This is a genomic window from Streptomyces sp. NPDC046261 (assembly GCF_040646235.1).
GTDB lineage: Bacteria > Actinomycetota > Actinomycetes > Streptomycetales > Streptomycetaceae > Streptomyces.
Genome location: NZ_JBEYZU010000002.1, coordinates 285,365 through 297,943, shown reverse-complemented (window position 1 = coordinate 297,943; position 12,579 = coordinate 285,365). Strand labels below are relative to the sequence as shown.

General features: G+C 75.6%; 9 protein-coding genes and 3 tRNA genes. 4 read left to right on the top strand and 8 right to left on the bottom strand.

What is annotated here, in order from left to right; translation table 11 throughout:
• Positions 1-102: 102 nt before the first annotated feature.
• Positions 103-849: a response regulator transcription factor gene (locus ABZ956_RS05655; RefSeq protein ID WP_361887413.1), complete on the bottom strand. Its 747-nt coding sequence runs from the start codon at positions 847-849 to the stop codon at positions 103-105.
• Positions 850-1,005: 156 nt separating this feature from the next.
• Here ABZ956_RS05655 and ABZ956_RS05650 point away from each other — a divergent pair, with 156 nt between their 5' ends.
• Positions 1,006-1,884, top strand: coding sequence for an LLM class F420-dependent oxidoreductase (locus tag ABZ956_RS05650; RefSeq protein WP_361887410.1), 879 nt, complete (start codon positions 1,006-1,008; stop codon positions 1,882-1,884).
• Between the two features lie 163 nt (positions 1,885-2,047).
• On the opposite strand, the gene ABZ956_RS05645 is transcribed toward ABZ956_RS05650, so the two are convergent.
• The 3 genes from ABZ956_RS05645 to ABZ956_RS05635 all read right to left on the bottom strand — a co-directional run bounded on the left by ABZ956_RS05645 (position 2,048) and on the right by ABZ956_RS05635 (position 2,564).
• Positions 2,048-2,121: transfer RNA gene (locus tag ABZ956_RS05645), tRNA-Met, on the bottom strand.
• A 27-nt stretch (positions 2,122-2,148) separates the two neighbouring features.
• A tRNA-Arg gene (locus ABZ956_RS05640) sits at positions 2,149-2,221 on the bottom strand.
• Between the two features lie 252 nt (positions 2,222-2,473).
• Positions 2,474-2,564 (bottom strand) — tRNA-Ser (locus ABZ956_RS05635).
• A gap of 217 nt (positions 2,565-2,781) precedes the next feature.
• On the opposite strand from ABZ956_RS05635, the gene ABZ956_RS05630 reads away from it, so the two are divergent.
• Both ABZ956_RS05630 and ABZ956_RS05625 read left to right on the top strand, forming a co-directional pair.
• Positions 2,782-3,249 (top strand): SSI family serine proteinase inhibitor, encoded by a 468-nt coding sequence (locus tag ABZ956_RS05630; RefSeq protein ID WP_361887407.1) that lies wholly within the window; start codon positions 2,782-2,784, stop codon positions 3,247-3,249.
• Between the two features lie 212 nt (positions 3,250-3,461).
• The gene (locus tag ABZ956_RS05625; RefSeq protein ID WP_361887404.1) at positions 3,462-8,096 is read left to right on the top strand and encodes a PAS domain-containing protein; all 4,635 of its coding nucleotides are present in this window, start codon (positions 3,462-3,464) and stop codon (positions 8,094-8,096) included.
• On the opposite strand, the gene ABZ956_RS05620 is transcribed toward ABZ956_RS05625, so the two are convergent.
• Positions 8,093-8,704 (bottom strand): TetR family transcriptional regulator, encoded by a 612-nt coding sequence (locus ABZ956_RS05620; RefSeq protein WP_361887401.1) that lies wholly within the window; start codon positions 8,702-8,704, stop codon positions 8,093-8,095. The genes ABZ956_RS05625 and ABZ956_RS05620 overlap by 4 nt on opposite strands.
• A gap of 100 nt (positions 8,705-8,804) precedes the next feature.
• Here ABZ956_RS05620 and ABZ956_RS05615 point away from each other — a divergent pair, with 100 nt between their 5' ends.
• Positions 8,805-10,043, top strand: coding sequence for an MFS transporter (locus tag ABZ956_RS05615; protein WP_361887398.1), 1,239 nt, complete (start codon positions 8,805-8,807; stop codon positions 10,041-10,043).
• On the opposite strand, the gene ABZ956_RS05610 is transcribed toward ABZ956_RS05615, so the two are convergent.
• From ABZ956_RS05610 to ABZ956_RS05600, 3 genes are read right to left on the bottom strand one after another with little or no spacing between them, the layout of a single operon-like run.
• Complete coding sequence (locus tag ABZ956_RS05610) at positions 10,044-10,484, bottom strand: lasso peptide biosynthesis B2 protein (protein WP_361887395.1); 441 nt, start codon at positions 10,482-10,484, stop codon at positions 10,044-10,046.
• Positions 10,481-10,741: a lasso peptide biosynthesis PqqD family chaperone gene (locus ABZ956_RS05605; RefSeq protein WP_361887392.1), complete on the bottom strand. Its 261-nt coding sequence runs from the start codon at positions 10,739-10,741 to the stop codon at positions 10,481-10,483. Before ABZ956_RS05605 ends, ABZ956_RS05610 begins: the two co-directional genes overlap by 4 nt.
• Positions 10,738-12,576: an asparagine synthase-related protein gene (locus tag ABZ956_RS05600; RefSeq protein WP_361887389.1), complete on the bottom strand. Its 1,839-nt coding sequence runs from the start codon at positions 12,574-12,576 to the stop codon at positions 10,738-10,740. The genes ABZ956_RS05605 and ABZ956_RS05600 overlap by 4 nt, the downstream gene beginning before the upstream one ends.
• Positions 12,577-12,579 lie beyond the last annotated feature (3 nt).

The following is a 12,579-nucleotide window of genomic DNA, read 5'->3' as shown; positions in this document are numbered from 1 at the left end:
AGCCCCCTTGTACGGTGTACGGCTGATTGCGTTCTACACCGTACAGGAGTTGCTGTACGCCGTACAAGGGGATTTCCTCGGGACCATGCCGGGCCGTTCCGCTCAGCCGGACGCGGCGGGCTTGAGGAGGTAACCGGCCCCGCGCCGGGTGTGGATCATGGGCGGCCGGCCGGCGTCGATCTTCCGGCGCAGATAGGAGATGTAGAGCTCGACGACGTTGACCTGGCCCCCGAAGTCGTAGGACCACACGCGGTCGAGGATCTGCGGCTTGCTGAGCACCCGGCCCGGGTTGCGCATCAGGAAGCGCAGCAGTTCGAACTCGGTGGCGGTGAGGTGGATGCCCGTCCCGCCCCGGGACACCTCGCGGCTGTCCTCGTCCAGGACCAGGTCCCCCACCCGCAGTACGGAGCCGGCGCGCGGCGCCACGGCCCGGGACCTGCGCAGCAGCCCGCGCAGCCGGGCGACGACCTCCTCCAGGCCGAACGGCTTGGTGACGCAGTCGTCGCCGCCCGCGGTGAGCCCGGCGACGCGGTCCCCGCCGGCGTCCCGGGCGGCGAGGAAGAGCACCGGCACCTCGGGCCGGTCGTGCCGCAGCCGGCCCAGCACCGCGAGGCCGTCCATGCCGGGGAGCATCACGTCCAGGACGACGGCGTCCGGGCGGAAGTCCCGTGCGCGGCGGACCGCTTCGTCGCCGTCGGCGGCCGACCGCACCTCCCAGCCCTCGGCGCGCAGGGCGAGGGAGAGCAGGCCGGCGAGGGGAGTCCCGCCGCCGACGACCAGGACGCGTACGGCGCTTGCGTCGTCGTGCGGGGGCCGGGTGCGCCCTTGGGGCGAGGCGATGGTCGTCATGGTGACGATGGTGCGAAGGGCGGGTGAGAGGGGCCTTTCGCGTGCCTGTGAATCGCCTGAGAATGTGAATCGCCCGAGAATCCGCCCCGGACGCCCGGCGCGCCCACGCGTCCGGCACCCCGGAATAAGCGGAAAAGCCCTCCGATTGAGTGGATCATGGCACTCACCACACAGCTCGGCACGATCGGCCTCTGGAGCGCGGGCCTCCGCACGGACGACCCCACGCGGCTCGGCGACATCGCCGACGCGGCGGCGGAGTTGGAGGAGCTGGGCTACTCGGCCCTGTGGATCGGCGGCAACCCCAGCCTCGCCCAGGCCGCGCACGTCCTGGAGGCGACGGACCGGGTCGCCGTGGGCACCAGCATCCTCAGCATCTGGCAGCACGAGGCTGCCGACGTCGCGGCCCAGTACGCCGCCCTCGCCCCCGGCCGGCGCGAGCGCCTCGTCCTCGGCCTGGGCGTGAGCCACACCGCGCTGGCCAAGCAGTACGCCCGCCCGTACTCGGCGATGCGGGACTATCTGACGGCCCTGGACGACGCCCCCGTGCCGCTGCCCGCCGGGCAGCGCGTGCTGGCCGCGCTCGGGCCCAAGATGGTTCGGCTCGCCGCCGAGCGCGCGGCCGGGGCGATCCCCTACCTCGTCACCGCCGAGCACACCGCGAGCGCCCGCGAACTGCTGGGCCCCGACGCCTTCCTCGCGCCCGAGCTGAAGGTCGTCCTCGACACCGACCTGTCCCGCGCCCGCCGGACGGCCCGCGAGTTCCTCTCCTTCTACCTGCCGCTGCCGAACTACACCAACAACCTGCTCCGGCTCGGCTTCACGGAGGAGGACTTCAAGGACGACGGCAGCGACCGGCTCGTGGACGCCCTCTTCGCCCTCGGCGACGACGAGGCGGTCCGCGCCCGCGTCGAGGAGTTCCTCGCGGCCGGCGCCGATCACCTCGCCGTCCAGGTCGTCCTGCCGAACGCCCGGGAGCGCGTCTACAGCCTCCCCCGCGTCGAGTGGCGCGAGCTGGCACAGGCCCTGCCGCTGTAGGGCCCGCCCCGGAGCCCGAACACGATCCGGTCGCCGAGCGCCGCCAGCCGCTTCCGCTCGGCGACCGGACAGGGCGCCGCCCGCTCGGGGCGAGGGAGGCTGAGGACACGCCCCAGGAAACGCCGCAGGCCCGGTACCAGTGGTACCGGGCCTGCGGTCTTAGTAGCGGGGACAGGATTTGAACCTGCGACCTCTGGGTTATGAGCCCAGCGAGCTACCGAGCTGCTCCACCCCGCGACGGTCGAGAGTCGAAACTCTCGGCTGTGCGCTCGGCAGGATTCGAACCTGCAACCTCTTGATCCGTAGTCAAGTGCTCTATCCGTTAAGCTACGAGCGCTCGGCTTTCCGGCTGACTTTCTTGCCGGTCGGCGTTGCGTGGACAACATTACATGAACCTCGCCGCCAGACGAAATCCATTAGCCGCACCCCACCTGACCTGGGAAAACAGCCCCGGACGGGCCCCTGAGGAAGATCCACGAGGAAGATCCACGGGGGCCGGCGGGCCATGATCCACCCGGCCGCCCGGCAAAAGCGCGGAGAACGCGGAAGCCCCGGCCGTCACGGGGACGACCGGGGCTTCGGGCGACTGCGGAGGCGGAGGGATTTGAACCCTCGATGGGCTTTAAGGCCCAAACCGCATTAGCAGTGCGGCGCCATAGACCGGACTAGGCGACGCCTCCAGCTACAACCGCGCAGGCGCGGGTGTCGCGTGCAGATGATGACACAGCCTTGCGGCTCGCCACCAATCGCAGCCTACGGTACCGGGCGACAGGTGCCGCGGGCAAAGGCGTTACCGGCGCGCAACGCGGGGCGCCCCGGCGCGTTAGTTCGGGCGAGGGGTCTGGCCGGAAGCCCGGCCGCCCGGCCCCGTACCGCTCGCACCTCAGGAGTATCCGCATGTCACTCCGCCGTCTCGCCCTCGCCGCCGCGCTGGCGGCCCCGCTGCTGGCCGCCTCCGCCGCCGCCACGGCGGCACCCATCCCGCTCGACGGGCCGGACCGCGGCGGCGACCACCTCACGATCACCATCACGGACACCGGCGCCCACGACGGCACGTACGAGCTGTACTGCCACCCGGCCGGCGGCACCCACCCGCAGGCCCAGGCGGCCTGCGATCAGCTCGACAGCCACATGAAGTGGGGCACGGACCTCTTCGCGCCGGTGCCGGAGGGACAGATGTGCACGATGCTCTACGGCGGTCCGGAGCGGGCGCACATCTCCGGCTCCTGGGCCGGCCGGCCGGTGAACGCCGACTTCAACCGGACCAACGGCTGTGAGACCGCCCGCTGGAACAAGTTCTCCACTGTGTTCGGGGAGTCGAAGGGCTCGCCGAAGAAAACGACCGTGGAAACCGGTCAGGGCTGACCCGGAGGTCACCACGAAGGCGGACACGAGGGGCATGTCCGGCCTGCCCGAGACGCCCGGGAGAGGCCCGGTGACGGGTCGCGGCACACGCGTCATCCGCAGTAGCGCACGTAACGACAGCCCGTAGACTTCCCCTCAATGACAGCCCCGAGGCGGTGCAAAACCACCCGGAGCGGTCGGCAAGGTGCGGTAACCAGGGAGGAAGCGTCGTCGTGAGCAGCAGGCCATCCCGAGGCGCTGCTCGCCTCGCAGCCATACTCGACGCCCTGCCCGATGCCCTGTTGCTCGTCAACTGCAACGGCACGGTCGTCAACGCCAATCACATCGCGCTCGAGACGTTCGAGGTGCCGGGCACCGGTCTCGTGGGGCGCGGTCTGCTCGATCTGCTGCCGGAGTTCGACTCGCGGCGCATCCCCGGTGGGCTGCGGCCGCCGCGCGACGACCCGGACGGCGGGCGCACTAAGCCCACGCGGATGGTCGCCCGGCGCACGGACGGCACCCAGTTCCCCGTCGAGGTGACCAGCGCCAACCTCGACGGCCGCACCCCGTACGCCGAGCCGCACGCCTCCTACGACGACGAGCTGCTCATGCTCGTCGTCCGCGACCTGACCGGCACGCTCGACACCGAGGCCGAACTCGCCCGCTCGCAGCGCCAGACCGAGATGATCCTGCGCGCGGCGGCGGAGGGCGTGGTCGGCGTCGACACCGCCGGCAAGGTCGTCCTCGTCAACCCCTCCGCCGCGCAGATCCTCGGCTACCGCGCGAGCGACCTCGGCGGCCGCGAACTGCACCCCCTCATCCACCACTCGCGCGCGGACGGCACGCCCTTCCCGTACGAGGAGTCGCCCATCGCCGACACCCTGCGCTCCGGGCGCAAGCACCGGGTGCGCGGGCAGGTGCTGTGGGCCAAGGACGGGCGCGCGGTGCCGGTCGACCTGACGACCGCGCCCGTACGCGACGGCGACCAGCTCGTCGGCGCCGTGATGACCTTCACCGACCGGCGCCCCTACGACGCCCTGGCCGCGCGCCACGCGCAGCTGATGGCGGTGCTGGACGAGTCCCTGCGCGGCCCCCTGGACCGGCTCCGCGCCGAACTCGGCACCCTGGCCGACGACCCGGCCGGGCAGCTGTGGCCCGAGGCCAACCAGATCCTGCACCATCTGGCCGCCGGCTATGCCCGGATGACGACGCTTGTCGACAATGTGCTGGCCTATCAGCGGCTGGACGCCGGGCAGGACAAGCTCGTACGGAAGAAGGCCGCGCTCGACGAGGTCGTCGCGGCGGGCGTCGAGGGCGCGGTCGAGCTGATCGGCCCGGGGCGGGCGCAGTTCGCCGTGCACGCCCCGGCGATCGAGGCCGAGGTGGACGCGGAGCGGTTCGCCCAGGCCCTGGCACACCTGATCGCGGACGTGGCCGGCGTCGACTCGACGGGCTCCCCTTCCGCTTCCACGTCCGCCTCCGGCCCGGCGACCGCCGTCGGCGACTCGACGATCGTCGTGGCGGCGGCCCAGCGCGGTGAGGTCGTCCGCGTCGAGGTGCGCGGCCCCTACCCGGGGGGCGACCCCGTGCACGGCCCCCTCGTGCGGGGCATCGTCCGCCGGCACGGGGGCGTGTTGCAGACGCACGACCTGCCGGGCGCGTCGGGCGGCAAGGCGTACGTCCTGGAGGTGCCGGTCTCGGCCGAGGCCGGCCCGGTGGCGGCCTCCGCGCAGCAGCGCGGGCCCGACACCGAGAATCTGACGACCGTCATGCCGATGCCGACGCAGCGCGGCCGGGGCATGAACCCGGAACCGGCGGGCGACGAGACCCCCGACACCCCTGCCGGCAGCGGCCGGCGGGCCCGCCGGGCCGAGGCCGCGCCCGCGCCCGAGGCCGCGGAGACAACGCCGGCCACGGACACCGACTCCAGCCCGGCGCCGCAGCCGACCGGGCGGCGCCGGGGTCCGGCCCGCGCCGAGGACTCCGGCGACCGGCCGGGCCCGGGCAGCCTGGTCCCGTCGCAGGCCACGAGCACGCCGACCGGGCGCCGGGCGCGGCGCGGAGCGGCGGAGACGGCTCCGGCCGAGGCCCCGCGTGCCGCGTTCGCCCTGCCGCCGGGGGAGGCGGACCGCCCGTCCGAGCCCGCCGGGGCGCCGACGGGCCGCCGCGCGCGGCGCGCGCCGGAGCGCCAGATCCCGGGCCAGGCCACTGCCCGGACCGCGTTCGCACTGCCGCCGGCCGACGCCGACCGCAAGCCGGCCGACGCCCCCGAGACATACGCCACCGTCCCGCCCCAGCCCGGCCGCCCCCGCCCCACCCCGACACCCCCCGAACAGCCGACCGCCACCCACGACAACCCCCCGGCGCCCCCCGCCCCTGCGGGGCAGGAACCGTACGGCCCGGAGGCGGTCCGGGGCGACCGCGAGGGGTCGAACGGCTCTGCGGGGGCGGGGGCTTACGGGCCGGAGGGCGTGGCTGGTGGCCAGGCGGGGGCCGGTGTCCAGGCGGGGGCCGGCGGCCACGCCGGGGCCGGCGGTGCTGCGGGTCCTGGGCCTTTCGGGCCGGAGGGCATGACTGGCGGCCAGGCCGGTGCCGGTGTCCCGGCCGCGCCCGGCGTCCACACCGGGGCCGGCGGCCACGCCGGGGCTGGCGGTGCTGCCGGATCGGGGCCGTACGGCCCGGAGGGCACGCCCGGCGGCCAGACCGCGCCCGGTGGCGCCGCGGGTTCCGGGCCTTTCGGCCCGGAGGGACTGCCGGGCAACCGCGAAGGCCGGAGCGGCGCCGCGGGCACGCCCGGCGGCCAGGCCGTGCTCGGCGGCGCCGCGGCGCCGGTCCCGAACGCACCGGAGGGCATGCCGGGCGACCAGGTTGGCCGGAGCAGCTCGGCGGCGCCGGGTTCTTACGGCCCGGAGGGCACGCCTGGTGTCCAGGCCGGGGCCGGTGTCCAGGCCGCGCCCGGGGGTGCCACAGCGCCGGTGCCGAACGCACCGGTGCCGTACGGGCCGGAGGGCATGCCGGGCGACCACGCTGGCCGCAGCGGCTCGGCGGCGTCGGGACCTTACGGCCCGGAAGGCGCGCCCGGTGTCCAGGCCGCACCCGGCCGCCAGACCACGCCCGGCGGCCACGCCGGGGCCGGCGGCGCCGCAGCGCCGGTGCCGAACGCACCGATGCCGTACGGGCCGGATGGCACGCCCGGTGTCCAGGCCGGGGCCGGCGGCCACGCCGCGCCCGGTGGCGCTGCCGGGGCGGGGCCTTTCAGCCCCGAGGGACTGCCGGGCGACCGCGAAAGCCGGAGCGGCGCCGCGGGTTCCGGGCCTTACGGCCCGGAGGGCACGCCCGGCGGCCACGCGGCAGCCGGTGCCGCCGCAGCGCCGGTGACGTACGGGCCGGGCGGCCGCGCCGCGCAGGGCGCGCCCGGTCGGCAGGGGCCGAACGCACCCGCTCCCTTCAGCGCCCGTGCCGTCGACCCCAACGGCACCACTCCGCAGGGCGCACCCGCGCTCGCCCCCGAAAGCACGCCGGACAGGGCGCAGGGGCCGAACACCCCCGCCCCCAGCAGCCCGGAGGGCATGCCGGGCAGCCACACCCGTGCCGACGACACCAACGGCACCACTCCGCAGGGCGCGAACGGGCCGCAGGAGGGGCCGAACGCACCCGCCCCGTTCACCCTTGACGGCTCCGCCGGCACCGCGCCCACCGGTCGTCGGCGGGCGCGACGCGCGCTCGCGGAGGAGCCGGGGGCGGCGGCTCAGCAGGGTGCCGCCGAGCCGGCGCCCGCGGCGCGGCCGATCAGTGTGCGGCCGCTGGGGCAGGGGCCGGGCGCGGGCGAGACGCCCGCCAACGGGACCCCCTCGCCGGGGTCCGGCCGCCGCCGGAAGCTGGCGAACCCGTCCGACGGCGAGCGCGAGGCACAGGCCCAGGCGGCGCAGGCACGCCCCGGCGCCGCACCGGCCACGGCCACGCCCCCGCCGGCACCGCCGGCACCGGCACCGGCCGCCGCCCCCGGCAACGCCGCGCGCCCCGAAGGCCGGGCCTTCGCCATAGGGGCACCGGACGACGGGGCGGAGGGGCCCGAGCCGCTCGACGGCCCGAACGGCGCGGTCGAGGTCGTGGACGCCGTCCGTCCGCCGATGGACGACGAGTTGCCGCCCGAGCCGCTGGACAACCCGCGGCGGCTGCTGGTGTGGCCGGCACCCGACGCGTCCACGGAACAGGCGCTGACCGAGCGCGGCTACCGCCCGGTGATCGTGCACTCGCGCGAAGAGGTGAACGCGCAGATCGCCGCGTACCCGGCCGCGCTGTTCGTCGACCCGTTGACCGGCCCGATCACCCGTACCGCGTTGCAGTCGCTGCGCGAGGCGGCGGTCGCGGCCGAGGTCCCGGTGCTGGTGACGGCGGGCCTGGGGCACGCGACGCGGGAGGCGGCGTACGGCGCCGATCCGGCCGTCCTGCTCAAGGCCCTGGCGCCGCGCGACAGCGAGATGCACCCGCCCCGCGTGCTGTTGATCGAGGAGCACGAGCCGATCGCGAACGCGCTGACGGCCACGCTGGAGCGGCGCGGCATGCACGTCGTGTGCGGGGCGACGGACGCGGAGGCGGTGACGCTCGCGGCGCAGACGCGTCCGAACCTGGTCGTCATGGACCTGATGCAGGTGCGCCGCCGCCGCGCCGGCATCGTGGACTGGCTGCGCGGCAACGGCGCGCTCAACCGCACGCCGCTGGTCGTCTACACCTCCGCCGACCTCGACGCGACCCAGTTGCCGCGCCTGGCCTCCGGCGAGACGGTCCTCTTCCTCGCGGAGCGCTCGACGAGCGCGGAGGTGCAGGGCCGCATCGTGGACCTGCTGGCGAAGATCGGCACCAACTAGCCGGACACGGCGGGGGCGCCGCCCTCGTCCCGTCCGGTCAGGCGGCGTGCCGCCGTGCGCACGGAGGCGCGCAGGCGCGCGTCGTCCTCGTCGGTGTCGCCGATGAGGATGCGCCGCATGTGCGGCTGCACGGTCGACCACGAGGCGAGCGCGGTCAGCATGAACAGCAGGTCGGGCGCGGGGATGCGGGCGTCGATGACGCCCTTGTCCTGCGCCTCGGCGAACGCCTCGACCTTGCGGGCGTAGTGGCGCCGGCGCTCCTCCTCGTGCGGGATGCCGCCGGTGCCGTACTCCAGGCCCTCCCAGAAGACCAGCCTGACCAGTTCGGGGTGGGCGGCGTGGTAGTCCATGAGGCGGTCGATCCAGCCGTCGACGTCCTCGGCGTCGACGGGGTAGGCGACGGCCAGTTCCGTCAGGCGCTTCTCGAGCACCTGGGAGAAGAGCTCGGCCTTGTTGCCGAAGTAGGCATAGATCAGCTGCTTGTTCGCCCGGGCCTCGCGGGCGATGCGGTCGACGCGGGCCCCGGCGATGCCGTAGCGGGCGAACTCGGCGGTGGCCGCCTCGAAGATGCGGGCCTTGGTGGCCTCGGGGTCCCTGACTGATGCCATGCGACACAGCGTAACCAACTATTTGGTTGACAGCCCGGACCGGGGCCTGCAAGATCACAACCAACCAGTTGGTTGCAAGCCCGGGGGAGCCCGCACACCCATGACCGACACCACCCGCCGTCCCACACTTCAGTCCATACGCCCGGGAGCCGGCGCCCGCACCCCGCGCGACCTGGGCAATGGCGCCCTGCTCTCCGTGATCGCCCTCTGCACGGCGGTCACCGCGGCGAACATCTACCTCGCCGCCCCGCTCCTGGGTCTCATCGCCCGTGACTTCGGCGTCTCGGCCTCCGCGGCCGGCTGGATCGCCTCCGTGGCCCAGCTCGGCTATGCGACGGGCCTGTTGTTCTTCGCGCCGCTCGGTGACACCGCCGACCGCCGCCGCCTCGTCGGCGTCCTGTCCGCCGTCGCCGGCGCGGCCCTGGTCGCCGCGGCGCTCGCCCCGGGGCTGCCCGCCCTGGCCGCGGCCATGCTGGTGGCCTGCGCCGCCACGGTCGTACCGCAGCTGCTCGTCCCGCTCGTCGCCGAGCGCGCGCCCGCCGACCGGCGGGGCCGGCACGTGGCGGCGGTGGTGGCCGGGCTGTTCACCGGCATCGTCGCGGCGCGCGTGGTCGGCGGGCTCGCGGGCCAGGCGTTCGGCTGGCGCGCGGTCTTCTTCGGCGGTGCGGCCCTGACGGTCGCCGTCGGCCTGCTGACCGCGTCGCTGCTGCCCGCCGAGACCCGGCCGCGCGGCCGCGCCGCCCCGCTGAAGGCCATCGCCGGCCTGCCGGGCCTCCTCGCCTCCTCCGCCGAACTCCGCGCCGCCTGCCTGCGCCAGGGCGGTCTCTTCGGCGCCTGGAGCGCCCTGTGGACGACCCTCACCCTGCTTCTGACGTCGACGTCCGGGTCCTACCACCTCTCCCCCGGCACGGCGGGTCTCTTCGGTCTCTTCGGCCTCGTCTCCACCGTCGTCGCCCCGGTCTCCGGCAGTCTCATCGACCGCTTCGGCCCACGGCGCGTGATCATCACGGCCTATGCGCTGACGGCGGTCTCGGTGCCCCTCTTCTGGCTGGGCGGGCACGCCCTGTGGGCGCTGTGCGCCGGCGCCGTCCTCATCCACGCCGGCCTGATGGCCGGCCAGGTCGCGAACCAGACCGGCGCCCTGGCCGCCACCCCCAAGCCCGCCGCCGCCAACACCGCCTACGTCGTCTGCGGCTTCCTCAACGGCGCGGCCGCCTCCGCCCTGGCCGGCCCGGCCTTCGGCCACTGGGGCTGGAGCGGCGTCTGCGTCATCGCCGCGGCCTGGGTGCTGCTCGGCTGGGCGGGCGGAGCCCTCTCCGCCCGCGCGGGGCGCGCCTAGTCACGCCTCCTCACCCGGCCGGCCGCGCTCCCGGGGCGGCACCGTGAGGGTGGGGGTGTAGTAGCCCGGCGGCTCCGGCTCGCCGATGGGGTGGCCCGCCGCCTCCACCCAGGCGTGGGCGCGGAAGGGAGAAGTGCGCACGCCGGTGTGCCAGGTGGGCCAGGAGCCCTTCAGGCGGCACAGCAGAACGGTGGCCAGGGACCGTTGCAAGCAACGCGGACCCGCGCAGCGGGGGCTGACGGCGACGACCGCCGCACGGGCCGCGCCGGCCTGGTCGGCCGTGGCCGGGGCGGCGCCGACGCGGGCCAGGTGCAGGACCGCCCGGATGCGGCGCGGGGGCAGCGCCGCGAGGACTCGGGCTATGGCCACCGCCAGGCGGGCGGCCACGCGGGTGCCGACGGGGAGGGCCGGCTGTTCCGGCAGGGCGAGGGGGGTGCTCATCGGCGGGCCGCCAGTCGCCGGCCGCGCAGGCTCTCGAGCAGCGCGGCGACGTCGGCTTCGGCCCGCTGCGCGGGGATGCCGTAGGTCTCGCACAGCGCCCGGGCCGCGCCCTCGGTGCCGGCGCCGTCCAGCAGGGCGCGCAGGGCGAGGGCACCGGTGGGGTTGAGCTGGTAGTAGCGGCCCCGGCGCTGGTCGAGGAGGACCGTGCCGTGCTCGGTCTCGGTGGCGGTGACGTCCGCCCGTAGGGCGAAGCTCATGGTGTTCCCTTCCGGCCGGCGCCCGCGGGCTCGCTCCTGGCGGCGGCCAGCGTGCGCAGCCAGACCTCGCAGGCCAGGGTCGGTTCGAGGGCGAGCAGCGGGGCGACGGTGGGGTGGGTGGCGCGCAGTTCGGCGCGGACGGCGGCGTCGTCGACGAGGCCGAGCCGGGCCAGTTCGGAGCCGTCGAAGAGGGCCAGCAGGGTGGGGCGGTGGCGGCGGAAGCCGTCCATGACGTCCTCGCTGTAGTGGCCCTTGGTGGCGCGGCCGAGGAGGTCGTCGGGGATGAGGCCGCGCATCGCCTCGGCGAGGAGGGGTTTGTAGCGGTGGGGCGTGCCGCGTTCGTGGGGGCGTACCGCGAGGGCGGCCTCGATGACCTGGTCGTCCAGGTAGGGGGCGGCCAGCCGCACGCCGTGCGCGGCCATGAGGCGGGTCGCGTAGGCGATGCCGGCGCCGGCCTGGCGGATGGCCTCCAGGGTCCGGTGCGTGCCGCGGTCCGGGGCCAGTGGTTCGTACGAGGCGTCGGTGAGCAGTTCGCACGTGGTGTACGCGGCGTCGGCGGTCACCCACGGGGGCATGCGGAGCTCGGGCGTCCAGCCCAGCTGGGGCCGGAAGGGCCGGGGCGGCGCGGAGGTCAGGCGGGCCGCGCTGTGGGTGAGCCAGGCCGGGAAGTCCTTGCGGTCGGTGACGGCCCGCCAGGTGGCGGCCAGCGGCCAGCGTTTGAGGGCGCGGCGGCCGCGGATGTGCCGGACGGCCGTCAGGGGCCGCGACCGGGCGAGGGTGTGCAGGTACGAGACGGACGGGGAGAACAGCTCGTCCCCGCCGTAGCCGCAGAAGTGCAGCCGCGAGCCCTCGGCGGCCACCCGGCGGGCGCTGTGGACGAAGCGGGCGGACGCCCTGATCCAGTGGGCGGGTTCGGCGGGCAGGACGCCGGTGCCCCGGTCCAGTTCGGCGTACATGGTCGGCGCCTGCCCGTAGGCGAGCAGCAGGTGTTCGGCGTGCGGCAGCCGGCCGGCGATGCGGCGGGCCCACAGCGCGTCGTCACCGCCGGTGTCCAGCTGCGGGTGGCGCACGGTGACCAGACGGCGGTCGGGGGTGGCGGCCAGCTGGGCCAACGTGCCGGAGTCCATGCCTCCGGAGAGGTCGGTGCTGACCACGCCGTCCGTGGCGCGGACGCGGGCCCGTACGGCATCGGTGAGGGCTTCCCTGACGGCCAACGCGCCCTGCTGGAGGGGCTGTACCGGCTCGGGGGGCCGCCACCAGCGGGCCGCGCTCGCCGTACCGTCGGGCTCGATCACCAGATAGCTGCCGGGCGCGACGGCGTCCACGCCGCGCCACAGCGCCCGCTCCCGCAGCGGGTGCGGGACGCACGGCCTGAGCAGCCGCAGCGCGAGCAGCCGCTCGTCGACGTGCGAACCGGTCATGCCGGCCAGGGTGTCGGGGCGGTCGGCGGCGACGGTCACCCCCGCCAGCCGCGCCCGGTAGACGGAGCGCACGCCCGCGATGCCGCCCTGCACCCGGACCCGCCCTCCCACCGAGGCGATCAGGTGCGCGCTGCCGCGCAGCTTGCGGGCGAGGTCGTCGAGGCCGGCGACATCGGTCAACCGGGCGGCCTCGGCGTGCAGTTCGGTGGGGGTGACGGGGCAGAAGCCGGCCACCACGAGGCGCGTCCGCCCTGCCGCACCCACCGTCACCGCGTCGGCGGGCCAGTGGCCCACGAGCCAGGGGCGGCCCGAGGCGTGGGTGATCCGCTCCGGCCCCGGGGCGGGCACGCAGGCCAGGGCCGCGCGGCCCGCGTCACTGTCGGGCAGGACCACGAACGACATGTCGGCGGACACGGG

Excerpts from the sequence above, each read along its gene's own strand:
- ABZ956_RS05650 (WP_361887410.1), top strand. The coding sequence starts at position 1,006 with ATGGCACTCACCACACAGCTCGGCACGATCGGCCTCTGGAGCGCGGGC.
- ABZ956_RS05630 (WP_361887407.1), top strand. The coding sequence starts at position 2,782 with ATGTCACTCCGCCGTCTCGCCCTCGCCGCCGCGCTGGCGGCCCCGCTG.
- ABZ956_RS05615 (WP_361887398.1), top strand. The coding sequence starts at position 8,805 with ATGACCGACACCACCCGCCGTCCCACACTTCAGTCCATACGCCCGGGA.
- ABZ956_RS05605 (WP_361887392.1), bottom strand. The coding sequence starts at position 10,741 with ATGAGCTTCGCCCTACGGGCGGACGTCACCGCCACCGAGACCGAGCAC.
- ABZ956_RS05655 (WP_361887413.1), bottom strand. The coding sequence starts at position 849 with ATGACGACCATCGCCTCGCCCCAAGGGCGCACCCGGCCCCCGCACGAC.
- ABZ956_RS05610 (WP_361887395.1), bottom strand. The coding sequence starts at position 10,484 with ATGAGCACCCCCCTCGCCCTGCCGGAACAGCCGGCCCTCCCCGTCGGC.
- ABZ956_RS05620 (WP_361887401.1), bottom strand. The coding sequence starts at position 8,704 with ATGGCATCAGTCAGGGACCCCGAGGCCACCAAGGCCCGCATCTTCGAG.